Origin of the sequence: Paenibacillus sp. GCM10027628 (assembly GCF_042676385.1) — a bacterium.
Lineage (GTDB): Bacteria > Bacillota > Bacilli > Paenibacillales > NBRC-103111 > Paenibacillus_E.
Map to the genome: position 1 here is coordinate 131,977 of NZ_JBHTHA010000026.1, position 25,775 is coordinate 157,751.

Genomic DNA, 25,775 nt, shown 5'->3' on the forward strand with positions numbered 1-25,775 from the left:
ATCACTCCGTTAATGTTATTGTCTGCAGCTTTATCCAAAGCATTTTGTTTCGAAACTCTTCTTCCTGCCCTAATTCCCTGCCAAACCAATGAGGTATAGAAAATGACTTCGCGGCAGTTTCATCAGGAAACTCGACCTCAACTACCCTAAGATCCAGCTCTTTATATTCATCAATCTGAAATAAGACACCCTGTCCCTCAACGGTTATACGGATCTTCTCAAGCGGGACTAGCCCGGTATGGGATAAAAGCTGCCGATAGATTTTTTCCGAAATTTCGTATTCAATCTCTTGTCTAACTAACCCATGCCCTGACTTAAAAGTATGTGTATAGTGAGAAACACCCTGATCGTCAATCGATTGACGCACCCGGATTTCCTGATCATCCGAATAGGCTAAGTATGTTTGAAATAGGCTATGCTTGGCAACCATGGTTATTTCCCCACGCTCAAGTTCGCGGAATGGGAATTCCGGCAATAAAAATTTCCTTTCAATCTCGACATTCATATCATAACCTCTTTCCGGTGTAATTCATTTTCTCAGGTTTAAGTTTTAGAATAAATTAATCTTTTCGATGAATCTTAAGTATACATATCCAATAACAACTGCGATACAAATCAATTTTTGTAAAAATCCAAGCGGAATATGCGTGATCTTACAAGCATATGATAAAACCTTTGGACAAGTATTTGTACCAGTGTGGCTCTACTACTCGGTAGATAATTAATAAATAATTGTTCCCCACTAAAAGGTGACTCTCAACATAAAATGGATTATGATGAGATAAAAACCTTTATTTGGAGGATATGATGAGAAAAGAATTTCTTTACACTGTTTTATCGCTAAGTTTGCTTCTAAATTTTGGACTTACTATTTATAATTTGTTAAAACAGCCGACTATAGCTCCATCACAGCAGCTCCAAAACATTCGTGGGGATATTTCACTGAATCAGGGCGGCGTATCTAGTTCAGTAGCGCCCAATGGAGATATGTGGTTATTTATTTCAAATCAAAATAAAATTTATTATATTTCTAAACCAGATCAGTCTGGAAAAATTAATATCTCCACGGAATTTTTACCACGCTAAAAAGTAGCGGAGCCATTTATCTAATGGCTCCGTATTTTGTTATGGCCATGAGAAGAAACACCTGTTACATTAGAGATGCTGAAATTCAATTAAAAATAATATGTGAGACTAAACTATGCGCTTTATCAGATCCACTTTTATTGCTTTAACTTCAAATGTATTGTCCGTGCCGGCTATTGGAAACTCATCATATCGAATGTCCTTGGTGCGGGGCCGAGTTAGAAAAGGAACAGCAATACTGTTCCAAATGTAACAATGAACTTATGCAGTTTGAAGATGATAAGAAATTTCAAACTAAACCGGAACTTAAATCGCTGGGTATTTGGAATTTTGTATATGTAGCCCTATGTACGATAGCAATTGTTCAAGTCTTATATGGCTTTTATCTGTACTCTAAGTTAGATGTAACGAATTACTGGGGTGGCTTTCCATATTATCTGACATACGCTATTACTCAAGGTTCCATACATTTACTTTGTCTAATCATTTCCGTTGTTTGTATTCTAAAGCGTTTAAGATTTGTTCCTAAAATAATAATTATTTTTGAAGTGGTTTATTTGATCTTCATGTTGATAAGTTATTATGTGTCAAAAGTTACTCCTGTTCAAAACGTTAACTATATATGGCTTATCTTAGGCCGATCTTCTAAAATAATATGGATTTCGTACTAGAGTGTTACTAAAAGAGTGAAACAGACTTTCATACGATAAGCCTTGCGCGAAACAATGACCGTTTCAGCTTTATTCTTGCACCAAAGCTCCAAGGACCTTGCCTACACTATCATTAATCAAAAAGTCAGCTATGGAGTCAAATAGTGTAGGCATTTAATATGTCAGTCAGCCTTCAATGATGCTCGCTAAGTCAAAAACGAGTATCACAATCCATGCCGAAGATCAAATAACCGCGCTGAGAATTCATCCAATCGATCCCTAATCAATATAGCCTCTCTATACTTTGTTGGAATCTTCTCATACCCATAGTAAATGCCAGCTAGGCCTCCGGCAATCGCGCCAATCGTGTCAGAGTCCCCACCCAAATTGGCCGCCCTTTGCACAACTTCACTAAATTCAGAAGAATCTAGCAAAATGTGGAGTACCCATCGAAATGTATGAACAACAAATCCGCTGGGCTCGCAATTCGGTGCGGATGTGAGTATACTTTCATACTCTGTACCTGCCAACTCCTGCTGAATTGAACTTTTTAACTCTTCTCCATGAAGCAGCCGAAAAGCTATTCGATTATAGATCGTGCAAGCTTCGCTGCACCTTTCATCATAGTGGGTCATTTTGGATTGCATATGGGATATTCGCTCGATCTCATCCAATTCTGTGTACGCAAGAGCTACCGGCAAACAACGCATTAATGAGCCATTCCCTCCGCTTTGGCCCAAATCGAGATCCGTTAGGAGAGCAGCCTCGAACCAGTTCCCCTCATAATTTTCAAACGTATGTCTGATAATATTGCCGATATCTTTGGGCCTGGATTGATACCAATTCATAAATTGAACACCAATGGAATCTAGAGGGTTCTTTGGATTCTCCAATAAGCCCTCAGCCACACACAACGTCATCATAGTGTCGTCCGTCACTTCCCCAGGCTCTAATCTCCATACACCTCCACCACGAATCTCCGTCAAATAACCGAAGGCCGCTTGTATTTCCCGGACACTCATAAATTCTGTCGTTCCGCCCAAAGCATCCCCTACGGCAACTCCGTACATCCCGCCTTTGATTTTATCGAACAAAATGTTTTGATTCATTTTCGACACTCCCTCCCATACGAATGATTGCTCCTATCATAGATTGTATTAACGCTCCTTGCCCGTGAACAAACACTCTCCCAAATTGCGATATTTGCAAAATTGCTCGAGAACTTTTCCTACCCTTTCAGCCCGTTCATCTAAAGTACCGTTTACTATGAAAAAGGGGATCTTTCTCATTTTGAGGTCAGCAATAATTTGCTTCTGGAACACAAGTCTCTGTACATCCCCAGAACGATCCCAAGTGTCCGCATAAGGAATATCCGTATCACAAACAAAAACTAGATCATACCGCGACACCGCATCCGCCGCCAATTGCGTCAAACGTGGAGTTGCTTTTCCATGATAGTACTGAGAAAACATATAAGTCGTAATGGCATTGGTATCGACAAAAAGAACATCACGTGCGTCCTGCACAAGCTGATCCTCTCTTTCCAGATGTCCCTCTGCAATTTCCTCCAATTGCTCTAACGATAATCTTCTGTCCACTTGGTGCTTCTCCCAATACTCCCTGCCATACTCCGGCATCCACACTGTATTCTTCTGCTTAGCCAAATAAGTGGCTAGTGTAGTTTTCCCTGTAGACGGAGCTCCAAGAAATACAGCTTTAACAATCATGTCCTTATAAACGACTGGACTAAGGAACCGTCTGTTTTCATAAGGCGCGTTCCTCACTTGGGTGCCTGAGACCGGAACCCGTTGCCGCTGAGGATCGACCTGACGGTTCTCAGCTCCCAGAGCAGCACTCATATGATCGCCATAAAATTCACTGGAATAAAAGTGAGTAACCTTCTTCCCCTCTAGTTTCTCCAGTATATACTCCTCATGCATGCGTTTAATTTCAGGAGTGTCCCCCATTTCCGTAGGGCCGTCCCATGCTTCAATGACGTGCACCTGAGGATAGAGGGATCGGACCCAATTGGATCGGACATTCAGCGGGATATCGGTCGTTTCCGGACAATCGTAGATCACAACGATCACCTCTTCCGTTTCCTGCAAGGCTGTTTCAATCATGAATTGATGGCCGCGATGAAGGGGCGCAAACTTTCCTAGTGTCAGGCCTGTTTTACGTTGGAGCATGCTGGCTTCCTCCCATCTACATGGAGTAAATCTCGCTTCCAGGAAATATATCCGGCCGTAGCGATTAACAAGAAGATGAGGTAAAGAAATGCTACAGCATACAGATCTTTGTATGCATACATAGCTATGGACATGACATCGACGGCAATCCAGCAGAGCCAGTTCTCCAGCACTTTGGATGAGAGCAAATACTGAGCAACGATGCTAAGCGTGGCAATTAAGGCATCTGCGTATGGAATAGAAGCATCCGTGAATGTCTTTAGAACATAGCCCCAGAGGATTGTAAATCCCACAAAAAGAATGCCTAGAATTAACGCGAGCCGGAAAGTGATTTTGCGGGTGGGGCGAACCTTATATCCTTCCCTTTTAGTCAGCCAAATCATCCAGCCGTAAACACTCAATATGAAAAAGAACACCTGCAGAGTCATATCCGCATAAAGCTTCGCTTCCCCGAACATAAAGAAAAAACAGCCGACATTGACCAGACCTACCGGCCATGCCCAAATATTTTCCCTAGCTGTAAGCCATACGCTTAACAATCCTGTCGTAGTTGCAACGATTTCAAGAGTCGAAGATGAGGTGTAAACTGCAATTGCTACCATAAAAATGAATAAAACCAATAAAGTCCATACCTTTTTCATAGAAAATTCCTCCCTACATTCAAAATTTACAAAAATCTTTAATACTATCATAACGACAATATCAAAAGGTAAAGATAAGCGCCTAGCTGTAAATGGACAGCTGCGGCGTTAAATCGGTAAAACGGTATAACTGTGCTGCTCTTTGCGAATAGCGGTTAGAGAGCTTCGGCTCTCCATTTCGGTCTTTTACTTCCTCGATAATTCCTTTGCGGCTTTGAGTGGAAGTGATTTTACGAATGAAATTCTTTTCCTCAAAGTCCGGCACGACGGTTTGGATGACTTGATAGAGCTCGCTAATCGTAAATTCTTCAGGAAGAAATTCCTTGGCTATCGTTGTCGTAAGCATCTTTTCTCTGATTTTATTCCAAGCATCTCTCAATATCTCCTGATGATCGAAGGCCAACTCCATGCGAAGAGCCTCCTCTAGAGGAAACAAGCGTACATCCGTCGCATCCGAGTCGGCACGTCTCTCAGCCAACCAGTTCTCATGTACTAAGGCAAAGAAAGCGTGTGAGATGATCCAGCCTCTTGGGTCACGTCCCGGTTTACTGTATACGTTAAAGTACTCCATATGAACATCCGTCACGCCGGTCTCTTCTTGCAGTTCCCTCAGCGCACATTCGTACATACTTTCCGTTTCTTTGCAAAACCCTCCAGGTAATGCCCATTGGCCTTCAAACGGCCATTTTTTCCTTTGAATCAACAGGACCTGCAGCTCTCGAAAAGGAAGAGCCTTTTTAGCCGTGTTCTTCTCGGTTGAGGTAATGGTGAAAATGACAATATCGCTGGGGGCGCCGTCTGGTGTCCGATATTTATTAGATGTGTAGTTTGATTCATTTTCAATGAAATCCATTATTCCACCTGCTTATATTCGGTCTATAAATGTCGTTTTGATATTCTCATTATGACACATTTAAAGCTGTTGTCAAGGTGCAAAAAAGACACTTGCATAATTTCCGAGGCCACTGAAAAAGTTGCGTTTTTTCCGTAACGCATTGATTTTTAGTTGGATGCTAATGAAAAACAACGAAAAGACCGTTTAAAGCCATCTCACAGGCTAAAAACGGTCTTTTTGCATCTTTGAAAAACGTCGTCAGGACTTTTTCAGTGGCCTCTAATTTCCACAAGTGTCTTTTTTGATCACTAGCACAGTTCCCCTCTCAATGCGGCACCGTTACTAATGTATACCCCTTACTTCTAATGCCTTTAATAATATCCGGCAAAGCCGCTATGGTAGAGGGATGATCATGCATGACGATAATGCTTCCAGATTGAACTTGGGCCAACACACTTTTAACGACTTTTGAAGGGTCCGTTGTCGCCCAATCTTTGGGATCTTCGTTCCACAGCACCATTTGCATATGGTGTTCTTCCGTTACCAGCTTGGTATCGTTATTATAGGCACCATAGGGCGGACGAAATAAGGTGACCGGGTGTTTATCGAATTTTATAAGCTTATTAAGACCGTTATCAAACTCTTTTTCCTGTGCGTCATAGGTCATTTGCGACATGTGAGGATGCGTATCCGAATGATAGCCGACCTCATGGCCCTCATAGACAGCCTCGGTCACAGACTGCGGATAAGCTGCCGCATTTTGTCCGATGAAGAAAAAAGTAACGTGTATGTTTTGTTGCTTTAGAACTTTGAGAAGTTCCTCCGTATATTTTGTCGGGCCGTCATCAATGGTTATGGCTACTTGACCTTTTCCAACCGAATATATCGGCTTTAAGGCTGACTTCTTCGTCTGCTTCGTCGCACCAGATACCACGGGTTCTTCCTTTGGCGAACCTGTTTCGAAACCAACCGGCTCCTTAATCGGGCTAGTGACTGGAGTAGTGTTTACGGAAGGCACGCCGCTTTCCGATACAGGTTTAGGTGTAACAATAGGATCGGATGAAGCCGCGGGACTAACTAATGCAGCGGTATCTGGAACGCTGGGAGTAGAAGCTTGCTCACACCCCGCTAACATTAGGATCGTAAGCATACCCATTAAAAAGCATTGAGAGAATTTCATAGTCAACCTACCCATGTATTATTGGCTGTATATTATTTCTGAGAAACGCCCATTCTATGATCCATAAGTGACATTAACCGTCACAGATGTATAACCTGTCAACCTTGTATCAGCACCAAATTCATAGGTCACTTTTCCAACGTTGTTATTCATAATTATACTACTGGTCAGCGCAGCTTTCATAACAGATTGCGCACTGCCCAATGCGTTTTTAAAATGGAAAGTGATCTGGCTCTGCCCGGCTGAAATCCCCCGTTGAAGAATAGCCTGAACCGCGGATATCGAATCCGCCGTGTTCTCAGCCGTTTCGCCGGACAGACCTGTAGAATTCAGCAATGCTTGGGAAGAAGCTGCATCCATAGCGCCCGACTGAACTTCTTGTCCTAACGCTTGAATGAAATCTTGAGACGCAGCCGGGTAAGTCCCCGTCCATGTATGATCTTGCCGCATTTGGTCATCTGTCAAGTTAAAGTAATGATAAGTCAATCTACCTTTCACATCGGGTACAGGGTCATCCCATGTTGTATCCAAATGGTACCAGTTCCCATCCAATTTGACCAAATTCCATGTATGCAGTTGGCCCCCGGCCTGGCCTTCCACAATTTTATTCGGAATGCCGGCCTCGTCTAGCAAGCGATATGTGAGCAACGCATACCCTTGGCAAACAGTTGTGCCTTTCGTCAATCCACCGTATGCTGAATGTTCGACCAAAGTTTGATCATATGCCAGATGAGAGATCACATAATCATGCACGGCCTTCTCTTTCTCAAAATCGTTCATCCCGGCATGAGTAATGGAAGCTACTATTGATTTAGCCTGTTCGGTTACATAGTCGCTTTGCGCCTTAGACTCCAAATAAGAGACTTTGAAAGTCGCTGTCGCTATACCGTCAAATTCATAATTCATGCCACTATAGATGTAGTGCAAATAATCGTTATCAGCCAGCACTTCATTGACATAGCCTTTAATCTGCTGGAACTCGTTCGGATCGTCCAGTGTGATTTGAAAATCGGTTTCTTGGTTCAGCAAATGGTCCTTGAGCGATTGCTGCCATGATGGCAAAGCAGCCACCTGTGTCTGTGTCGTCCCCGGATCCGAAGCGGCAGAAGACGTCCAAGTGCTACCCGGCACATCTTTCATGGAATGGGCCAGCAAAGCAGCCATTTCCTGTCTTGTCATATTGTCGCGTGGTCGGTATGACCAACTTTCCCCCGATTTACTGGCATCTATAGCGTACCAGCCTTTGGATAGCACACCGCTAACCGCAGGGATCGCCCAGACATCAGGTGAGTCCTGAAAATTAAGAGCTGCAGATGCGGCGATGCCTTTACTCTGCGCTAACCGCCATATCATTGCGGCCGCTTCTTCCCTTTTTACCGGTTGTTCGGGTGTAAAGGTACTAGCACTCGTACCATCAATGATCCCCGCTTGATAAGCCGCACGTACATAAGGAACAGCCCAGTGACTTTGAATATCTTGAAAAGGGACGGACGAACCGTCATCCTTCAGCTGAAAAGCAACCGCCACAAACTTAGCGAACTGTGCGCGTGTCAGCGTCATAGACGGACCGAACTGCCCAGGTGCAACACCATCTGTGACGCCAAGCCTTTGAAGATCATTGATATAGGAAATATAGGGACTTGAACTCGAAACATCAGCAAAACTACTGGCTGAAGCCCCCGTTACGTTCCAAAGAGAGAACAGGCTGATCATGGATGCGATTAGACCTAGTTTCTTCATGTTGTAGCCCTCCTCATTTTCTTTTATCCGTTCACCAACATAACATAGCAAAATTAAGCTCTCATTAATGCTAAATTAAATTTCTAATATAGACGATGGAAATTAGTGCAAGGTTCATAGAAAAATGCAGCTGCCTCATGGAGGACGAGCTGCATGCTTGAAAACCAGGCTAGTTTAACTGTATTTAAATGTGTACATAATTAGTGTAATGGAATATAATAATTACCAGTAAAAACCCTTTGTTTATAAGCATTTTCACGTGTAAAGGAGTGGTGTAAAATGACATATACTTTTTCATCCGAACATTTCATATATGAAGGGGAACGATTGGTGTATCGTCCTAATTTTAACCCCTTCGACTACGAGATTCAGCAACTTATTTTAGAAGCAGAAAGAAATATCGGTGCATTGGCAAGACTTGGCCTCAAAAGCCACCCGCTAAAGCCAACCATCCTACGCAATTCATTAGTAAGGACAGCGCATTTCACAACCAAAATAGAACAAAATAAATTGGAGTATAAAGAAGTTGAACAAGTATACCAAAGCTATAAAAGAAATCCATTAACAATTAAACAGAAGGCCCAACTTGAAGTAAGAAATGTCTTTGAGACCTATGAGTTCATCTATGATTTAGACCCATCAAAAGAATTCTCAGATATGGATGAGCCTATATTAAAAAAAATGCAGCAATTACTAATGAAAGATTTAACCGGCTACCCGGAAGGTTATAGACAAATTCCTGTTGCACTTCAAGATGGCGATGGACACGTTAGTTATCAACCTCCCGCCTATAACCAGGTTCCCCAATTAATGAATTCATTCTTCGCGTGGTTGTATACTAGTGTAACGGGATATATGAATGCATACGATTCGGAAATAAAACATGAGAAAAAGCTGCATCCACTTTTAATATCAGGTATTACCCATCACTTGATCGGATACGTCCATCCATTTCCTGACGGTAACGGACGGACGGCTCGTGCATTTTCGACTTTAGTAGGATTAATTCATAAGGATCTCTCTAAGATAAAAGATGCATTTAGCGTTGAAGAGTATTTCGACAAACGAATAGAAGATTATTATGATACTCTAATGATGGCTACACAAGGTGACCTAAAGCCCTTCCTCATTTTTTATCTAGAGTGTGTGAATGCCTCTCTCACCAAAGTACTTAATGAGTTACAAAGATATGACAAGATTAAACACATTCGAGAGATACTTGGGAAGGGCCACGCAAAGACAATGTTTGAATTAATAGCTAGAATGGAAGATGGCGAGATGTTCCATAGGCAATTATTTGATGATACCCTAGATGCATCTTCATCAAGCATTGCCAAAAATTTATCAAAACTAAAAGATTTAGGCGTAATTAAATCAGGTGAAAATCGTGGAGAATATATGATCTCTATATTGGATTGATCAGATGTGACGATACTAGTCGAAAAGATAAACGCCCCATTTTTGCGCCAAGCGCACTGAATGAAGCGTTTTTTTATAGGCCAACCTATTTAGTTTAACCCACTACCAGATCCTCTTCATACTCGCCAGCGAAGTCAGTGAACAATTGATCTAAATCATCGTGAAACCAATCAAAATCACTCGTATCCTTAACAATCGCCCTTATCCTGTCCCGAAATGCATGATACAGTCCAATTCCATGATCCGCGCTGATTTTTTTAAGTGCATTCTGATACATGGACACCAAACTATTATAATAGGATTCATTCATATCTCCGTTATCGTTAGTAAATTCTACCCCCAACTCTACGTAGTAGATCATAAGATCTATCGTTTTCGCTGGATTATTACAAAGCTTACCAAATTCGGAAATAGCTTTTTTAGCCTCTGCCAATTTCAGCTTCGGTTCACCGCGTTCCGGATAAAACTGATGCAAAATTTTCTTTTTTGCTTCATCGAACAATTGATTTTCCGTGCTCTCAGGATCCATCATCATATGCATATATTTTTTTACATCCTCGCTGGATTTATAAAAATCTATAATGATGGAAACTAGTTCTTCAGCTTCATACGTTCTTAAATGCTTCTTAAGCTCCGTCAGTGAGATTTTGGTCATACTCAAATCACGAACCTTTCCTACATAGTAGTTTTTCAGCAAGCTTTCTTTCCAGGTCCTTCATATACCCTTCGGTATACGAACGTTATTAAGATTAGTTTATCATATGAAGAATAGAGACTAGAAGAAGAAAAACCGCCCGTTCACATTTAATTGTGATATTAGACGGTAGCCTTTTATCCACGTCACGGGCGGCGTCGTAATGAATGGGTTGCCCGGCTCCCAAAATATCAAAAATATGTAAATAACCATAGAATATTGATAGTTTAATTGAATAGAATAGCATATCTATTATTGTTTATTAGGGGAGGCAAGGCGGGGATGAATCATAGGCATAGGCATAGAGATATTAATAAAATGAAAAGAGAAGCAAAAATAATCGGCTATGGCTCGAAACGGATCGTTTATGATCTGAGAAATGGCTATGTATTGAAAGTAGCCAAATCCAAATACGGGATCATAAGCAACAAAAGAGAAGTATTCGCCTTTACTACCGCTCCACCCAAAATAAAGAATCATCTTGCAAATATTCTAGATTACGGTAATGGATATAGCTGGATCATCATGAAGAAGTACCCTTCGAATTTGGATAAATCAAAGGATTACTACAAGCGAAAACTATTTGAGTTGACAGCCAAGTTTAGGGGAAATGGGATCATTCCTTATGAGGTTGTAAATAGTCATGAGCAACCAAATTATCAAAACTTAAGGTTAAACGCTAATGGAGAGATTGTCGTGATTGATTATGGAAATTTCAAGTTTTATAAGTCTTACTTCAAACGCAGATGACAAAGGAGAGAAATGGCAGAATAATATAAAAGGCGCAACCATATTGGATTGGTTACGCCTTAAAATTATTCCGGTTTTAAACAAAACCTTAAGCAGTATACAAACGTTCGCGCCTACTTATTCGAATTGCTTAGGATTTGGACCATATTTATTCTCATATGGCTGACTATCTTGACAATTAAATACAAGAAGAATAATAGCGCCGATCAGCGGGATTAAGCCAATCAAAATCCACCATGCGGTTCTCCCCGTATCATGAAGTCTCCGGAAAGCAACGGCTAGCGATGGCAATAGGACTGCTAAAGAATAGAGACCGGTTAAAACGTTATTCAGTCCCGTTACTTTGTCCAGAATCGTAAGAATAATAGAGGCGATGAAACTGAATAGTGTAAACATCCAATATTCCTTACGTCGCGCTCTTCCTGAAAAGCCTACGTAATTTTTTAACACCTTTAAATACCATTCCATTTTTAGCCCTCCTTCATGATTAAACAATTAGATTGTGAACAATTTTTCACAAATTATCTATTAAGATTTGATAAATTCGACACGAAATTACATTTTGCCTACCTCTACTATACAGTCACCGGGGCCTTCTCTCCTTTAAGAACTGATTTTCTTTCATACAGCGGCAACAGTTTATGTTTCTTAATGTTTGACCTTAGATGTGGTAATTCATCAAGCTCTAATAGCAGATATTCGTCGGAATTTGGGGCTGCACTCGCAATTTTCTCAAGAATGTGCTGCTTTTGTTGAGTGTGATTGATGGAGAATTCCACAATGACCAGATATATTTTTTTATCTAACGTATATGTTGTTTTCTTTCTAAGTATGTGTGCTCTTTCGATTGCTGCATGATTTTCAAGTTGTTCTTTTAATGCTGCGATAGCCGCTTCACTTGGCTGTTCTGGGACAAGAACGTCCTTTGAACTAATTGTTGTAGTTTCCTGATGTTGTTGATTTAACAGTTCCATTGAGGCGATGGCTCTTTCAACCGTTTGATTCGCTCGAACCTTGTTATCGTTTTTCATGTAAAAGAGGAAAAGTATGCGGCAGGCATAAGGGACCGATGCCGAATCGAGGTTCATGCAGTACTCCAGATGCTCAACCGCTTCTCTACGATTCTGCTCGGCCATAATTCGTCCAATCGCATAATGGGCAGTTGCCATGGACGGCTCCCGCATAACTGCATCTTGATAAAGTGGGAGCGCTTCTTCAGGAGAGTTCAGCTCCTCGATGATTTCAGCCATTTGAAAAGTTTCTTCAACCGATAGCTGCCGTTTCGTTTGTTCCATTAGGCTTCCATAAAAAAAAGGTCATGAACCCAAAGTTCCATGACCGATTAGTTATCGTAATATTAATATTACTCCCATATATTGTCAACCTGAAGTTTTGAAAGAAGCGGAGCGGTTCTGCGATAAACCCGCTCCGCCATTTTTCAAACGTGTTGCACCCCTTTAAGCTGTTCCAAAATATGCGGATCTTTGATCTTCGTATCTTGCGCGAGCATCACGATTTTGGACAAAATCTCCGATGTTTTTGGGTCTTCATCCATAAACGGGAGAAATAATTTGCCGCGATGTTGGGAGTGAACCGGCAAGATGTACAAGGTACCAGCCGCCTGCTTCTGAACAGTCCCGCTTCCAAGGTGAACACCATATTCCCCAAGAATTCCTCCAATTCGGGCGAAGTTCCCTTCCAGCCGAACGTTGGAGATCTTCATGAGTCTCAAGGATTCATTGACGATCGCCTTCCGAAGTTCGATCGTAGTTAGGCTCGCTTCCGGATCGACCCCGCCTGCGTGTGCCGTACTCACGACCAGATCCACGTCCCGCATAATTTCTGAGAAGATAATGCCGGGAATGCTGCCGAGTTCAAGCGGCTTATACGTTTTCCGATCCATAAACGATACGATCTCAAGTGTAGGCGCCTCAATATCCGAAGGTGAGAACCAGTCCGCCAATGCATACACCTGTGCAATGATATTCTCCTTATGGTATACCTTCTGCAGTCCCTCTTCATAGCTGACGGTCCAAAGCCGGGTTTTCAGCAGAGCGGCAGCTCGCTTCGGCTGAATCTGGTGACCGGCGTATCGTCTCGAAACCGAACCGCTCTCCAGCTCATCTTTATTGGGCAGATACAGCTCTCTAAATACTTGCTTGAACGGCTGCTTCAGCTGCCGATCGAATAGGACCTTCTGGTACTGGCTCCACTCGCCACTTTGATAAAGGTGGAGAGGGTGGCTAATGAAAAGGACATCCTCATTGACCAATGGATAAGATTCGCCGGACGCGCTAACCAAATGACCGTTTTCATAGAACCCGAGCCGGTCCCCCGCTTTAAAGATGAGTGTACGAAGAATGGGAGCGATCGTTGGATTTTTCATCAGATTCGAAAGCTCCGTATAGGTGAAGGTGCTTTCCGATTCCATGCACTTTTCGAATTCGTTTCTCGCCCGCTTATATTGATCCCTCAAACTTGTGACGGTTTCTTTCAAGGAAACAATATAGGGATGCTTGTTGTACTTCGACGGCAGAGATTTCAGCGTCTTGCCTTGCTTGGCTACCTCGATATCGGCCCGGCCGGTCTCATCGATGACGATCTTCACTTCAATATCATCAATCGCCATCGGCTCGAGCAGATGATGGATCTCTTCAATTTTCCGCGCTTCCATATCCCATTTGAGCCGTATCACATCTTGGTATCCGGCATTTCGGGACAAATTATCGAGCGCGATAGCCGCAGCTTTTGCTTCACTGGCACTGCGCTGCGCCCCGAATTTCTTGCTCTCTTTGAGGAATTGTTGAATATATTCATATCTTTCGAGAACATCCCGGTCGCGATCCTCGCCGATCGGAATTAGGCTATAGCTGAGCAAATGGTCTTTATTCCGCTTGGCCTCCACGGAAGCTCTGATTTCACTGAGTTCCAGTTTACCGAGAACGGCATCCGCGAAGAGCTGCGACCTGCGGTGATTGGCTCCTGCGGAAATGTATTTGGCGCACTGGTACAGCACGTTGAATCGTTTCTCGCCCAATTCCTGATAAGCGTCCATGAACCAACGGATATCGAATGCCCCATCATTAAATTCCGCAGGCGAGATCGGCGAATAATGGGCCACTATCGTTTCTTTCTCTGCTGTGAAGCTATCATTGACATGGGCGTGGAAATACCATGCGGCACTTCGCAGTCCATTCCATTTCAAATGCTCGGAAATGAGCTCGATCCATTGCGGGGCATACATCGCTGCTTCAAGCAGCCGCTTTTCGGAGATGTTTTTCCCCTTCAACATTTCCTTGAGTTTCTGAACATCGTCACTTTCTTTCGGATGACAGACGCGAAGAAGATGGCTGAGTGCCTCCTTCTTGCTACGATTACCGTAAATATATCCACGAACAAACGCTTCCTGGTCGAGGCCAGATAAAATCGCAATGAAATACTCCAACCCCTCATAATAGGTGATACCCATGGCGAGGTCCGATACATCCGTAGGTAAATCCCCACGATTCAGTTCGAGTTCCAGAATGACGGACAGGACGTTCTCTTTAAACCGCTGCATCGTCGGATACTGCTTAACGAAGTCCACCCTTTTCCCAGTGATCGAGATTATATGCCGTTTGCTCCGTTGACGGGTCATCAGCTCTCTATAAAGCTCATCGTCGTCAATGAGATCCAGATCCCTCGCTCGCACAAACTCGCTTAGCTCCGGATGAAAGTCCTCATAATGAGTAAGCATATCGAGATTCAGCTTCATCGCAAAATGCGCAAGGAATGAACGATCGTCGTAAGCGGTGTCACCAGACCAGGAACTCCATGGTGATGAAAGGACAGACCACGCTTTCGAGTTTTCCTCCAGCCCCATTTTCTGCAAAACACCGATGATCTTATTTAAGATTTTGCTGGACATGGCGAACCGCTCTTTTATGTCGCTATCATGGAAGTAGGCAAATACGATTTGCCGAACTTGCTGGAGATACGGCAGGCCCGGAATAAATTCATAAAAGGCATGGATCGTTTTCATCGGATACAGCTCCGATAGCAATTTCTTTCCCCAGTCGCCTAAAGATTTATACCGATTCGCCTCCCAGCTTGTAAGCTTATCTGTATCGTACTTGTAGAGTGACTCTGAAACGAAATAAAAAATGATCTGACTGAGCTCTTGAGGCGTACAACCACGCTCCCGCAAGTAACTCTCCCATATTTCAGCTAGCGGATAACCTTCCAAATGTGTTTGTTCACGCTCCTGCTTGTGGTACCCCTTCAATCGTTCAAGTCGAGCTCCAAGCAGATAGTTCTCCTTACTGCCGGTATACCTTTCGGTTGTATATTCATAATCCCGATGCGTATGGACCAAATCCGATAAGCCTCGAAGGAACTCTTTGATCTTTGCCATAGGCATCTCGAAGTAGTCTTTAACGCGAACATCGGGATAATCGGGGAGCTTGTGAAGCTCCAGACTCTTATTCGGATCGAATAAACCGTATCCGTTATGGGCCCCCTTCTGCTCCTTCTGTTTGAGGCGATCAACCAAGAGACGTTCTTTATCCGAAGGCTCATTAATAGACGCAATGTGATGTTTTACTCGCTCAAACTGGGCAGTCCGCATCTCATCTTCCTTCAGCAGACAGAGCATCTCCAAGGCGCCTAAACGCTGCAGCTCCACCGGGCTCTCAAGAAGCGTTTCAATGGAATGATCCAATTGCTCCATGTCCTGCTTAAGCAGAATCATAATGGCGCTTTGCCGCAGCGCACCTGTCTTAAGTTTCAATAGACGTTGAACCATTTCTGCATCCTGTGGGGTAAGTGTCATTTCATTAATGCGCGTCAATGCAGCTTCACGATTGGTAACGCTTTTATCGGATAAGGAATCGAAAAGAAACTGTCGCTGTTCCGGATTGAATAAATCGCTCGTAAAGGCCCGGATCAAAGCGTTGCGGAGGTCAGGACTGACCCGCTCCTTAAGAGCAATAACCTCAGCGATCAAATCAGAGTCCAGATCATAAGCCGTGAGATAAAGCATTTTATTGGCAATCGCGTCCGTCGTGTGGGAATACGTCATCCAGTCAAAGACTTTCGACTTTTCCACCACTTCCAGCTTCGGCATTTGGACAAGCATGGTTTTAAATAGCCCGAATTGTCGAACTCGCTCCTCTTTCCTTTCCAGCATGGGGACTCGTTCAACGACCGGCTTGTTCTTTACGGCTTCATAATCCGGATGAGCTCTCCATATCCTTGACCATTTATACACGTAGTTGGTAATGATAAGCGACTGCAGTTCCGGATCGGATTGAGCAATATATGGAACGGAAAGGGAAAAACGGAGCTCGTTATTCTGACTTTGTGTCAGGAAATATTGAGCAGCGATTTTTTGGTACGTGGCCCCGTGGTCCATAATGTGCTTGAGCGGGTCTATGAGACGGTCCTCTTCCCTGACGGCCGTAGCCCATAAGGAAAGGTACAGCTTATGAACGTCATTGCTTTCCGCCCACTCCTGACACAGCCCCTCATTGCTCAAACAGGTGTGAGCGTACTCGATGCATTGCTTGACAACTCTGGTATTAGCAGCCTCCAGTGCAAGACCGGTCCATACATCCAGTGCGCGAATGACGGAGCTGTATCGGATGAAATCATGATCGATGATGACCTTAAGTAAATAGGTAAAGGCTTCAATCGTACCTTCATCCATAGATTCAACGATACTTTGGCGCAAGCCCTCCTGCAGCCGCGCAGCGATCAGCATCTGGCCAAGCATTTGGTGAGCCTCCGCTTGATGGCTGAAGAAGATGCCTCGAATCATAGCCCGATTCAAAAGGGCTGTGTTGTTATCCCCGAACAAAATCTCCTTAAGTGCATCAAACACTTTCCGATTGTTTTGATCTAGTTCATAGGCAAGCAAAAAGCAAACCATCGAGCTGTCAGCTAGGTTGACCGGTGTCGTAAGGTACTCAATAAGCGAAAAGTCGGTCCTGGAGATATCGTAGAGCGCGAACAGCTTACGAACCATACTTTCTACATGAACACGCGGGTTCTTGGTCCGAAATGGCCGGCGTACATACCCTACGCTGTAGGGATATTCGGTTATATGCGTGATTAAATACCGCATGATCTCGGCCGGGTAGTCACCAGCCTTTTGCTTGATGATGGAAATGAAAGGGGCAAAGTAGGAATCCCCCTTACCTTGCGCATGAATTTCGTCGAGGAGTGCACCGATCTCTTGATAGGTTAAACGTCTTTCTCGAGGCGCCTTATCCATGTTCTCAAATAACATCTGTTCCAGCTTCTTCGTAGCTTCATTTTTTCGGTTGAAAAATAGCACGTCGGTTCCCCCTCCATTACCAAAGTCGGCCGGCTAACATCGTAAACTTAATAAATGTGATGTCATCCCCATCCTGAATGCCAATCCTGGTACTTAGATCCGAGACTTCCTCTTCGCGTATAAACACCCGATACAATCCATCCTCAAAGGCTAATAGGGCACTTTGAATGGATTCTTCTTCGTTCGCCTGCCGGTCATCATACTTTGAGCCGAAACCCACTTTTCCTTCGATCCCTCTGGCGTTAATTTCTTCTTCAGTTAAAAAGGATAGGAGTTGGCTCTCCTCGGACCGTTCATTGTATTTTCGTACATGATACGCGACGATTTCGGTAATTAACTCCCTGAGCGTAGGTGGTACGGATGAGAGGATATATTCCTCCTTCATCAAGAAAGGCTTTCTCTTACCGACACTTTTTACCGTAAAATAAATTCTCATTGCAACTCCGTTTCTGCCTGAGATCTGGCAATATAGTCTATAAAAAACTACATTTAGATGCGAATCGGTCGGTAAAATGGGTAAATATACCACTTCCCCCATCATAACATACCCTCAGTCCACCTAAGTGAGTTTTTCTATCTCGAGAGCATCCCTACGCCTTACAAAAAAAAGACCCACAGCATCATTTAAGCTGTGGGTCTACTTTCGAGTTCACTAAAATAAATCATGGAGAACCCGCGCCGGGGCCTCCCTATCCGCACTCAAAAAGTATTCGTACCTGCCGAATTTCGCGAGCGCATCATGGTCGGGCAGCCAAACCCATTCGTCGATTTCGGTCTGGCAGCGGTGGGCCCGAAATGCGGCGAGCTTTGCTTCAAGATGATCATGAACGTCGATTTTGATGACATCCTTGCGGGAATACCCGTACCGCTCCGGACGCTCCATCGCCTCACCGAACGTAATGAAATATAAAGCGCCTCGATGTCCTGTTCGCCCAAAAGCGGCCGTCGTCGCTTTTCCAATTGCACAATGATCCGGGTGTCCACCCAGCTTTTCGTGAAACGTAAGCACGACATCAGGATCCACTTCGCGGATGAGAGCCGCAATCCTTGCCGTCAGGCTATCCTCATCGGTAAACTCAACCGTCTTGTCGCGGATATCCAAAAATAGGAGCTGCCGGATCCCCAGACTCTCACAGGCTTGCCGTAGTTCCATTTCACGGGCAGCAGCCATCGACTCCCGGTTGAGATATGGTGGGTTTCCCATGCGTCGTCCCATTTCACCCCGCGTGGCGCTTACCAGTGTAATGTCGACCCCCTCGCTGGCGTATTTGGCAAGGGTACCTCCACAAATAAACGACTCGTCGTCAGGATGGGCAAACACCGCGAGAAGCTTTTTCACTGGAGCTCTATCGTTATTGTTCATTCTGGAAACGGCTCCTTTCCCAAGTGAAGCGCAACATTCATCCGACCTCTGTCATCATACCCGGCCAGCAAAAGACGCCCGTTCCCATCTACCTCATAATGCGTCAGCGCCTCCATTCGCAGCCAGCCATGCCCATCGAATCGGAGAGCGGCACGAAAAGGGCCTTCCCCCGCTATAAAGACATGGGTAACCTTGACCTTAAAATTGCGAACGAAGACAAATGAAGTTGCTTCGCTGTGAATATAAGCATCAGTCCCGACGAAGGCCTGAAGCTCGGCTTCTACTTTCGACCTGTTTATTTTGATCATCGCGATTGGCTCTCTCTTTTCTGAAAAGATTTAATTTGCTTCATTATCGTATCACAAAAAATCATCATTTAACCTCTTTAGTTAGTAACTTTAACTATAGCAGGTTACGTTCAGCTCATATACTGAAAAGGATTTCACTACTTTTAATAACACAGGAACTTCTATAGAATAAAAAATATCATCACGTACAAACCTTCAAAGAATTTAGTCTCTACTAATATCAAGAGGAATGTGGGAGGATGAAACATGAAGTATTCATATTTAGGAAAATCCGGATTAAAGGTCAGTCAATTATGTTTAGGAACGATGAATTTCGGGCCGGAAACCGAGGAAAAAGAAGCTTTTAGAATTATGGATACCGCACTAGACGCGGGAATCAATTTTTTCGATACAGCTAACGTCTATGGCGGAGTAGAAAAAAGAGGATGGACGGAAGAAATCATCGGGCGCTGGTTCAAACAAGGCGGAGGCCGCAGAGAGAAAGTCATTCTAGCGACTAAGGTCTATGGTGACATGAATGATTCGAATGATGGACCGAACGCAGAACGAGGATTATCCGCATATAAAATCAGGCGTCATTTGGAAGCTTCACTAAACAGACTGCAGACGGACCATATCGAACTGTACCAAATGCATCATATTGACCGCAACGTAACTTGGGATGAGTTGTGGGGAGTATTTGAATCCTTTGTGAACCAAGGCACCGTTGACTATATCGGCTCCAGCAACTTCGCAGGATGGCATATTGCATGTGCCCAAGCTGAGGCCAAAGCCCGCCATTTCCTAGGCTTAGTCTCAGAGCAGCACATGTACAATTTGCTTGCCAGATTGCCGGAGCTCGAAGTACTTCCCGCAGCAGAAAAGCTCGGTCTTGGCGTCATTCCATGGAGCCCTCTTGCAGGAGGCTTGCTTGGCCGCAACACCTTGGCAGGTACAGGTGCCCGGAGTGCGCGTTCCACCGAACGGATTGAGAAGCATCGGAGCCAGTTGGAGCAATTTTCAAAGCTTTGCAACGAAATCGGTGAAAAAGAAGACGTAGTCGCCTTGGCCTGGGTATTGTCTCATTCGGCCGTCACCTCGCCAATTATCGGACCGAGAACGATCGAGCAGCTTCAAGATTCGCTACGTGTGCCCGAAGTCACACTAAGTGAAGATACGTTGAAAAAGCTGGATGAGATTTTCCCTGGACCCGGAAAGCCGGCTCCGGAAGCTTATGCCTGGTAAACCTTGATAAGGAGGCGTACAAATGATCAAACAAATCGGCCATATTGCGCTGACAGTACGTGATATGGAAGCATCGCTCCATTTTTACTGTGATATTCTTGGTTTCCATAAAGCGTTCGATATACTGGACGACCAAGAAAATCCATGGATCATTTATATTAAAATTGGGAACGGCCAATTTATCGAACTTTTTTATGGCGGGGAAAACACACCAGAGCCCGTGAATAAACCGATTGGTTACAACCATCTATGTCTAGAGGTTGAGGACATACATACGGTTGCTGAACATTTGAAAGCCCATGGTGTAACTTTGGATGTAGAACCCACACAGGGTAAAGACTTAAATTTCCAATGCTGGGTGAAAGATCCCGACGGCAACCGAATTGAATTCATGCAAATGAATCCGGCATCTCCCCAAATGAACTGCTAAATTTAAACGGCTTAATTGGAGGACTAAACCATGGAAAAAAGACAACTAGGTCAATCTGGCTTGGAAGCGACCGTAATCGGATTTGGCTGCTGGGCTATTGGCGGGGACGCTTGGGGACCTGTTCAAGACCAGGAATCGATTGAGGCCATTCAAGCGGCGCTCGAAGGAGGCATCAATTTATTCGATACAGCTCCGGTTTATGGTAAGGGGCACTCCGAAATCCTGTTAGCTAAAGCACTTGGTTCCCGGCGGAAAGACGTTCTAATCGCGACGAAATGCGGTCTCGTATGGGATGAAGCAGGTACGGTCAGTCGGAACAGCACCTATGATTCGATTATGCGGGAAGTGGACTTAAGTCTGAATCGTTTACAAACCGATTATATTGATGTCTATCAGATTCATTGGCCGGATCTTGAGACTGATATCGAGCAATCAGCGAGAGCCATGCACGATCTTTATCAAGCAGGCAAAATAAGAGCAATCGGCGTCTCCAACTTTGATGTGAAACAAATGGAGGACTTTAGACAGATAGCGCCGCTGCACACGCTGCAGCCTCCTTACCACCTGCTTCGCAGGGACATAGAAGAAGAGATCTTGCCTTACTGTGCTGACAATCATGTAGGCGTGCTTGCCTACGGACCGCTTGGTCATGGACTTCTCTCCGGTAAAATGACGCCCGATACAACGTTCCCTGAAGGCGACTTCCGTGCCAAAAATGCACTCTTCCAAGGTGATGCGTTTCAGCGCAACCTCCAGTTCGTGGATGAGCTAAAAGCCCTTGCCGCGAAAAAGAACACAACACCAGGCCATATCGCTATCGCATGGGTCTTGGCGCAGCCAGGCTTAAGCGTCGCATTAGTCGGCGCTAAGACGGCTGATCAAGTAAAGGCAAACTTAGGTGCAGCAGAAGTGAAGCTTGCTCCAGAGGATCTCAAGCGGATTGAAGATGCGCTGCAAATGGTTCACGCATAAGCGTGGGCTGATTTCATGACAAAAGGCTCTGTATAAATCCGTCCAACGGAATACAGAGCCTTTGTTATATAATTAAGCCCGTTCATGTAATGGGCTGCTTGTTTCACACCGAAATCATCTGCCAAGACCATTCTCAAGTCTCCATCATGATTCACCAGGAAACATCACAGCTGTAATCACGATGTCTGCCCCAATAATCGTATAATAAATCTTACACTTACGAATAACGGTTCGTGCAAACCTTTAAACTCTCCGAACTCCTCAACATACGTGCGGCCTAGCACCGGATTTAGCAACAGGTCTTCCGTTTCCATTATCAATCTTACAATAAAATCATATGACTCCTCAGGCGTAAAACGATCACTTCTAAAGGTTGTTAGCTTTTCGGCAACAGGATTTGGCCAAATCACTTGTTTAGAGTTCATTTTCTAAAGTCCCTTGGAGACAAGGATTTCAAAAAGTCCGATGTAGAGATGGCTTTACCTTCATGATAAGCTTTCAGGCTTTCATCCATTAATTGTTTAAGCTGTGGATTGGCACGAACCTCTGCAGCGATGGAGTTTTGATCTTCCTCCTGCAAAACGATAGCAAATCTCCCTTTGCCGGGAATAAAAATCTGGCATACTGAGTTTTCTTTGTTCATATTTGCAATCTGCTCCATCAAATCTTCCGTTGTTCGGATTTCCTCCATGTTTTCACCGCCAATCCGTATTTATATATCATCATCTTACCATAAGATGAACACCACATAAACACTGCCGGTATCTTAAGCTATGAGTTCATGTTATGCCGAAATGAGTTTCAGATAGATCATACTTGGAGTCCATTATCCGCCGCAGACACAAGAAAAATATCCCTACATCACTATTCATGATGATGTAGGGATACTATTTTTCAAAGACTATTTCGTTGCGTCGTTTTGTTTAAGCATTAGAAATTAAGGAATTGTCCACGACTACTCTCATTGATTAAATATTTGATAATTCGTTTCACTACATAATTTGCAGCTTCTTCGATTGAAAACTTGCTTGTATCGATTTCGATTTCCGGGTTCCCAGGTGTATCATTTGTGCTCGAGCTGCCTGCAAGTCCGTTTACATAAACCTCAATATATTCTTTGCCAATGATGTCTCGCGCGGCTTCTCGGTCGTTTACGTTCGGTGAATCATTCGATACCAATGCAATAAGTCCAGCATCGTTCATCAATTTTGCAACTTCTGCTAGTCGCTGCAACGATTCTCCCTGGCCATTCCCCAGTAACATGGTATGGTGGCCTGTCGATACCAAACGTTTTTCGACTTCCTTCGCAAGGGTTGTTTTATCCGGAACCGTACCGGTGAACCAGAGGGTTAATGGATTCTGGCCTTTTTGCTGGGCACGAACATCTCTGGTGATTTCCGTATCTAGCCGTACAGAACTGTCGGAGCTTTGAAGGGTTTGGTCAATCACTCCGCAAGCGGATGTCATATTGGTTACACGATCGATCAGAATAAATCCGCCAATGCTTTTATTTTGTTCAAAAGAATCAATAACGATGTTGTCCGATAAAGAAAATTCACATTTTGCCACTTCATTTTTGACAATATGATCTGTTGGAACCGTCTTTCCAGTATTAATATCGATTTTATGCGTAATTGTCGTCACGGTACCGGGCAGGACTTTCGTTCCTACTTTGACCAAATAATTTTTACCTGGAGTCAGTACGGAGTCATCCATCCAAAGAATCGTGGCGGCGAAGCTATCAGCCTCTTGGATTTGATTGTCTTTCGTAAATACACAGCCCCGCGAAACGTCGACTTCACGGTCCAATTGAATGGTTACAGGTTGTCCAGCATAGGCTATGTCCCTATCTTGATCTGTCACTAAGATACGTTTGACTTTCGCTTTCTCATGACTAGGTAGAGTCGTCAACTCATCGCCAACCGCGATGCTGCCTGCCTCAATCTGGCCTTGGAAACCGCGAAACGTATGGTCCGGTCGGCATACACGCTGAATTGGCATCATAAAATGCTTCGTATCGTCGGTCTCATGAACATCCACATTTTCTAAATACGACAACAATGGAAGACCCGCATACCAAGGTGTATGTTGTGACTTTTTGGTAATGTTATCCCCTTCTGTGGCAGAAACAGGGATCACCTGTATGCTTTGAAAATGAAATTCAGCGGCCGTTCGGGAGAAATCTTCTTTTATCTCATCAAATATCTTTTGTTCAAAATGAACTAAATCCATTTTGTTCACAGCTAATACAAGATGTTTAATGCCCATGAGTGCGCAAATCCGGGTATGGCGTTTGGTTTGGGTAATGACCCCTTTGGTTGCGTCCACAAGAATGACAGCCAGATCCGCAAAGGATGCGCCTACTGCCATGTTACGTGTATATTCTTCGTGTCCCGGCGTGTCCGCTACAATGAATGAACGGTGATCCGTCGTAAAATACCGATACGCCACATCAATCGTTATCCCTTGTTCACGCTCGGCCAGCAATCCATCAAGAAGCAAGGAATAGTCAATTTTTCCGCCGCGACTGCCGAGTCTGCTATCCAGCTCTAATGCTTTTTCTTGGTCGGCGAATAAAAGCTTTGCATCATAAAGCATATGCCCAATTAAGGTGGATTTTCCGTCGTCTACACTTCCGCAAGTAATAAATTTAAGCAGACTTTTCATTTTAGAAATAGCCCTCCCGTTTACGTCTTTCCATACTTCCAGCCGCTTCTTGGTCAATAACCCGAGTTGTCCGTTCGGATGAAACCGCACCAAGCGTTTCTTCGATAATGGCATCTAGCGTATCCGCCTCCGACTCGGCACCGCCAGTAAGAGGATAGCAGCCTAATGTGCGAAACCGCATCTTCTTCATTTCAATTTTCTCATGAGGTTCGAGCTTCAAGCGGTCATCATCCACCATGATGAGATGTCCATCGCGTTCGATGACGGGTCTTTCCTGTGCAAAATAGAGAGGCACAATGTCAATGTTTTCTCTACGAATGTATTGCCAGATATCTTTCTCTGTCCAATTGGATATTGGGAAGACGCGAATGCTTTCGCCTTTATTAATTCTTGTATTGAAAAGCTTCCACATTTCCGGCCGTTGATTTTTCGGATCCCACGCATGATTCTTGTTCCGGAATGAAAAAATCCGCTCTTTCGCACGCGACTTCTCCTCGTCACGTCTTCCACCGCCGAACGCAGCCGTAAATCCGTATTTGTCCAATCCTTGTTTCAATGCTTGGGTTTTCATAATATCCGTATACGCGGCACCATGGTCAAATGGGTTAATCCCTTGTTGGACACCTTCTTCATTCGAGTGAACAATCATTTCGATCCCGAACTCTTTCGCTTTGCGATCGCGGAATTCGATCATCTCTTTGAACTTCCACGTTGTATCGATATGCATGAAAGGAAACGGCGGCTTCTCAGGATAAAAAGCCTTCAGCGCCAAATGCAGCATCACCGAGCTATCCTTCCCGATCGAATACAGCATCACGGGATTTTCACATTCCGCCGCTACTTCTCGTATAATATAAATCGCTTCAGCCTCGAGTTGATCCAGATGCGTCATTTCATATGTGGAATCAAGCATCGGTTTTTGCATGGAAAGGTGCCTCCTTTTAATTCGCACTAAGTCTATCGTATTTCTTTATATCCTATCAGATTCTGGCTTTTATGCAAAGTGGAAGAAAGTGAAAATCTCTATATTTTTATTATTTTCGTCGAATTGTGTCGTACTTTTTCTGAAAGCGTCACTTTCTTCCACAATAATCACTGGGTGACATTAAAGTTCACTTCGTTACGCCTGAACAGAGGATTCTTCACATTGGAAAAATAGTTCTTATTTCCTCCGGTAGACGAACGTTTGTAAGATTAGTTTATCATATGAAGAATATAGACTAGAACAAGAAAACCGCCCATTCACATCAGAGTGTGAAAGGCGGTAGCTTAATTATTATATAGAATCTAGATTTTTATTAAAGGAAACGC

General features: G+C 43.9%; 25 protein-coding genes. 7 read left to right on the forward strand and 18 right to left on the reverse strand.

What is annotated here, in order from left to right; genetic code table 11:
- Position 1: 1 nt before the first annotated feature.
- Entirely contained in the window at positions 2-505 is a 504-nt protein-coding gene (locus ACFQZT_RS19095; protein WP_379302438.1) for a CYTH domain-containing protein, read from the reverse strand.
- 299 nt (positions 506-804) lie between these two features.
- Between ACFQZT_RS19095 and ACFQZT_RS19100 the strand changes: the two genes are divergently transcribed.
- Both ACFQZT_RS19100 and ACFQZT_RS19105 read left to right on the forward strand, forming a co-directional pair.
- Entirely contained in the window at positions 805-1,086 is a 282-nt protein-coding gene (locus ACFQZT_RS19100; RefSeq protein WP_379302439.1) for a hypothetical protein, read from the forward strand.
- A gap of 155 nt (positions 1,087-1,241) precedes the next feature.
- Positions 1,242-1,757 carry a zinc-ribbon domain-containing protein gene (locus ACFQZT_RS19105; protein WP_379302440.1) on the forward strand — a complete coding sequence of 172 codons (516 nt, stop codon included), beginning with the start codon at positions 1,242-1,244 and terminating at the stop codon, positions 1,755-1,757.
- 203 nt (positions 1,758-1,960) lie between these two features.
- On the opposite strand, the gene ACFQZT_RS19110 is transcribed toward ACFQZT_RS19105, so the two are convergent.
- The 6 genes from ACFQZT_RS19110 to ACFQZT_RS19135 form a co-directional block, all read right to left on the reverse strand.
- A complete protein-coding gene (locus ACFQZT_RS19110; RefSeq protein WP_379302441.1) occupies positions 1,961-2,845 on the reverse strand; it encodes an ADP-ribosylglycohydrolase family protein in 885 nt (294 codons plus the stop codon).
- Positions 2,846-2,893: 48 nt separating this feature from the next.
- Positions 2,894-3,925 (reverse strand): AAA family ATPase, encoded by a 1,032-nt coding sequence (locus tag ACFQZT_RS19115; protein ID WP_379302442.1) that lies wholly within the window; start codon positions 3,923-3,925, stop codon positions 2,894-2,896.
- Positions 3,901-4,566 (reverse strand): nicotinamide riboside transporter PnuC, encoded by a 666-nt coding sequence (gene pnuC, locus ACFQZT_RS19120; protein ID WP_379302443.1) that lies wholly within the window; start codon positions 4,564-4,566, stop codon positions 3,901-3,903. The genes ACFQZT_RS19115 and pnuC overlap by 25 nt, the downstream gene beginning before the upstream one ends.
- An 82-nt stretch (positions 4,567-4,648) precedes the next feature.
- Positions 4,649-5,419 (reverse strand): NUDIX domain-containing protein, encoded by a 771-nt coding sequence (locus ACFQZT_RS19125; protein ID WP_379302444.1) that lies wholly within the window; start codon positions 5,417-5,419, stop codon positions 4,649-4,651.
- A 307-nt stretch (positions 5,420-5,726) separates the two neighbouring features.
- Positions 5,727-6,581: a polysaccharide deacetylase family protein gene (locus ACFQZT_RS19130; RefSeq protein ID WP_379302445.1), complete on the reverse strand. Its 855-nt coding sequence runs from the start codon at positions 6,579-6,581 to the stop codon at positions 5,727-5,729.
- A gap of 54 nt (positions 6,582-6,635) precedes the next feature.
- Positions 6,636-8,321 (reverse strand): S-layer homology domain-containing protein, encoded by a 1,686-nt coding sequence (locus ACFQZT_RS19135; RefSeq protein ID WP_379302446.1) that lies wholly within the window; start codon positions 8,319-8,321, stop codon positions 6,636-6,638.
- 279 nt (positions 8,322-8,600) lie between these two features.
- On the opposite strand from ACFQZT_RS19135, the gene ACFQZT_RS19140 reads away from it, so the two are divergent.
- The gene (locus ACFQZT_RS19140; protein ID WP_379302447.1) at positions 8,601-9,740 is read left to right on the forward strand and encodes a Fic family protein; all 1,140 of its coding nucleotides are present in this window, start codon (positions 8,601-8,603) and stop codon (positions 9,738-9,740) included.
- A gap of 94 nt (positions 9,741-9,834) precedes the next feature.
- Here the strand turns inward: ACFQZT_RS19140 and ACFQZT_RS19145 are convergent, their stop codons facing one another.
- Positions 9,835-10,437, reverse strand: coding sequence for a DUF6155 family protein (locus ACFQZT_RS19145; protein ID WP_379302448.1), 603 nt, complete (start codon positions 10,435-10,437; stop codon positions 9,835-9,837).
- A 279-nt stretch (positions 10,438-10,716) separates the two neighbouring features.
- Between ACFQZT_RS19145 and ACFQZT_RS19150 the strand changes: the two genes are divergently transcribed.
- Positions 10,717-11,184, forward strand: coding sequence for a hypothetical protein (locus ACFQZT_RS19150; protein ID WP_379302449.1), 468 nt, complete (start codon positions 10,717-10,719; stop codon positions 11,182-11,184).
- A 117-nt stretch (positions 11,185-11,301) separates the two neighbouring features.
- Here ACFQZT_RS19150 and ACFQZT_RS19155 read toward each other — a convergent pair whose 3' ends face one another.
- The 6 genes from ACFQZT_RS19155 to ACFQZT_RS19180 form a co-directional block, all read right to left on the reverse strand.
- Positions 11,302-11,652, reverse strand: a complete 351-nt coding sequence (locus tag ACFQZT_RS19155; RefSeq protein WP_379302450.1) for a DUF805 domain-containing protein — start codon at positions 11,650-11,652, stop codon at positions 11,302-11,304.
- Positions 11,653-11,759: 107 nt separating this feature from the next.
- A complete protein-coding gene (locus tag ACFQZT_RS19160; RefSeq protein ID WP_379302451.1) occupies positions 11,760-12,479 on the reverse strand; it encodes a tetratricopeptide repeat protein in 720 nt (239 codons plus the stop codon).
- A gap of 143 nt (positions 12,480-12,622) precedes the next feature.
- A complete protein-coding gene (locus ACFQZT_RS19165; RefSeq protein WP_379302452.1) occupies positions 12,623-17,500 on the reverse strand; it encodes a DUF4132 domain-containing protein in 4,878 nt (1,625 codons plus the stop codon).
- A gap of 16 nt (positions 17,501-17,516) precedes the next feature.
- Positions 17,517-17,936, reverse strand: a complete 420-nt coding sequence (locus tag ACFQZT_RS19170) for a hypothetical protein (protein ID WP_379302453.1) — start codon at positions 17,934-17,936, stop codon at positions 17,517-17,519.
- Between the two features lie 216 nt (positions 17,937-18,152).
- Positions 18,153-18,863 (reverse strand): PIG-L family deacetylase, encoded by a 711-nt coding sequence (locus tag ACFQZT_RS19175; RefSeq protein ID WP_379302454.1) that lies wholly within the window; start codon positions 18,861-18,863, stop codon positions 18,153-18,155.
- On the reverse strand, positions 18,860-19,171 hold the full coding sequence (locus tag ACFQZT_RS19180) for a DUF1806 family protein (RefSeq protein ID WP_379302455.1): 312 nt from the start codon (positions 19,169-19,171) through the stop codon (positions 18,860-18,862). Before ACFQZT_RS19180 ends, ACFQZT_RS19175 begins: the two co-directional genes overlap by 4 nt.
- A gap of 246 nt (positions 19,172-19,417) precedes the next feature.
- On the opposite strand from ACFQZT_RS19180, the gene ACFQZT_RS19185 reads away from it, so the two are divergent.
- Genes ACFQZT_RS19185 through ACFQZT_RS19195 form a run of 3 tightly spaced genes read left to right on the forward strand, consistent with a single transcriptional unit; the run spans position 19,418 to position 21,797 of the window.
- On the forward strand, positions 19,418-20,395 hold the full coding sequence (locus ACFQZT_RS19185; RefSeq protein ID WP_379302456.1) for an aldo/keto reductase: 978 nt from the start codon (positions 19,418-19,420) through the stop codon (positions 20,393-20,395).
- A 22-nt stretch (positions 20,396-20,417) separates the two neighbouring features.
- Positions 20,418-20,825, forward strand: coding sequence for a VOC family protein (locus tag ACFQZT_RS19190; protein ID WP_379302457.1), 408 nt, complete (start codon positions 20,418-20,420; stop codon positions 20,823-20,825).
- Between the two features lie 30 nt (positions 20,826-20,855).
- A complete protein-coding gene (locus ACFQZT_RS19195; RefSeq protein WP_379302458.1) occupies positions 20,856-21,797 on the forward strand; it encodes an aldo/keto reductase in 942 nt (313 codons plus the stop codon).
- On the opposite strand, the gene ACFQZT_RS19200 is transcribed toward ACFQZT_RS19195, so the two are convergent.
- From ACFQZT_RS19200 to cysD, 4 genes are all read right to left on the reverse strand, one after another.
- Positions 21,788-21,928 carry a hypothetical protein gene (locus ACFQZT_RS19200; protein WP_379302459.1) on the reverse strand — a complete coding sequence of 47 codons (141 nt, stop codon included), beginning with the start codon at positions 21,926-21,928 and terminating at the stop codon, positions 21,788-21,790. The genes ACFQZT_RS19195 and ACFQZT_RS19200 overlap by 10 nt on opposite strands.
- Positions 21,929-22,218: 290 nt before the next feature.
- A complete protein-coding gene (locus tag ACFQZT_RS19205) occupies positions 22,219-22,488 on the reverse strand; it encodes a hypothetical protein (RefSeq protein ID WP_379302460.1) in 270 nt (89 codons plus the stop codon).
- 239 nt (positions 22,489-22,727) lie between these two features.
- Positions 22,728-24,578: a GTP-binding protein gene (locus ACFQZT_RS19210; protein ID WP_379302461.1), complete on the reverse strand. Its 1,851-nt coding sequence runs from the start codon at positions 24,576-24,578 to the stop codon at positions 22,728-22,730.
- Positions 24,466-25,389: a sulfate adenylyltransferase subunit CysD gene (gene cysD / locus ACFQZT_RS19215; RefSeq protein ID WP_460872127.1), complete on the reverse strand. Its 924-nt coding sequence runs from the start codon at positions 25,387-25,389 to the stop codon at positions 24,466-24,468. The genes ACFQZT_RS19210 and cysD overlap by 113 nt, the downstream gene beginning before the upstream one ends.
- Between the last annotated feature and the right edge of the window lie 386 nt (positions 25,390-25,775).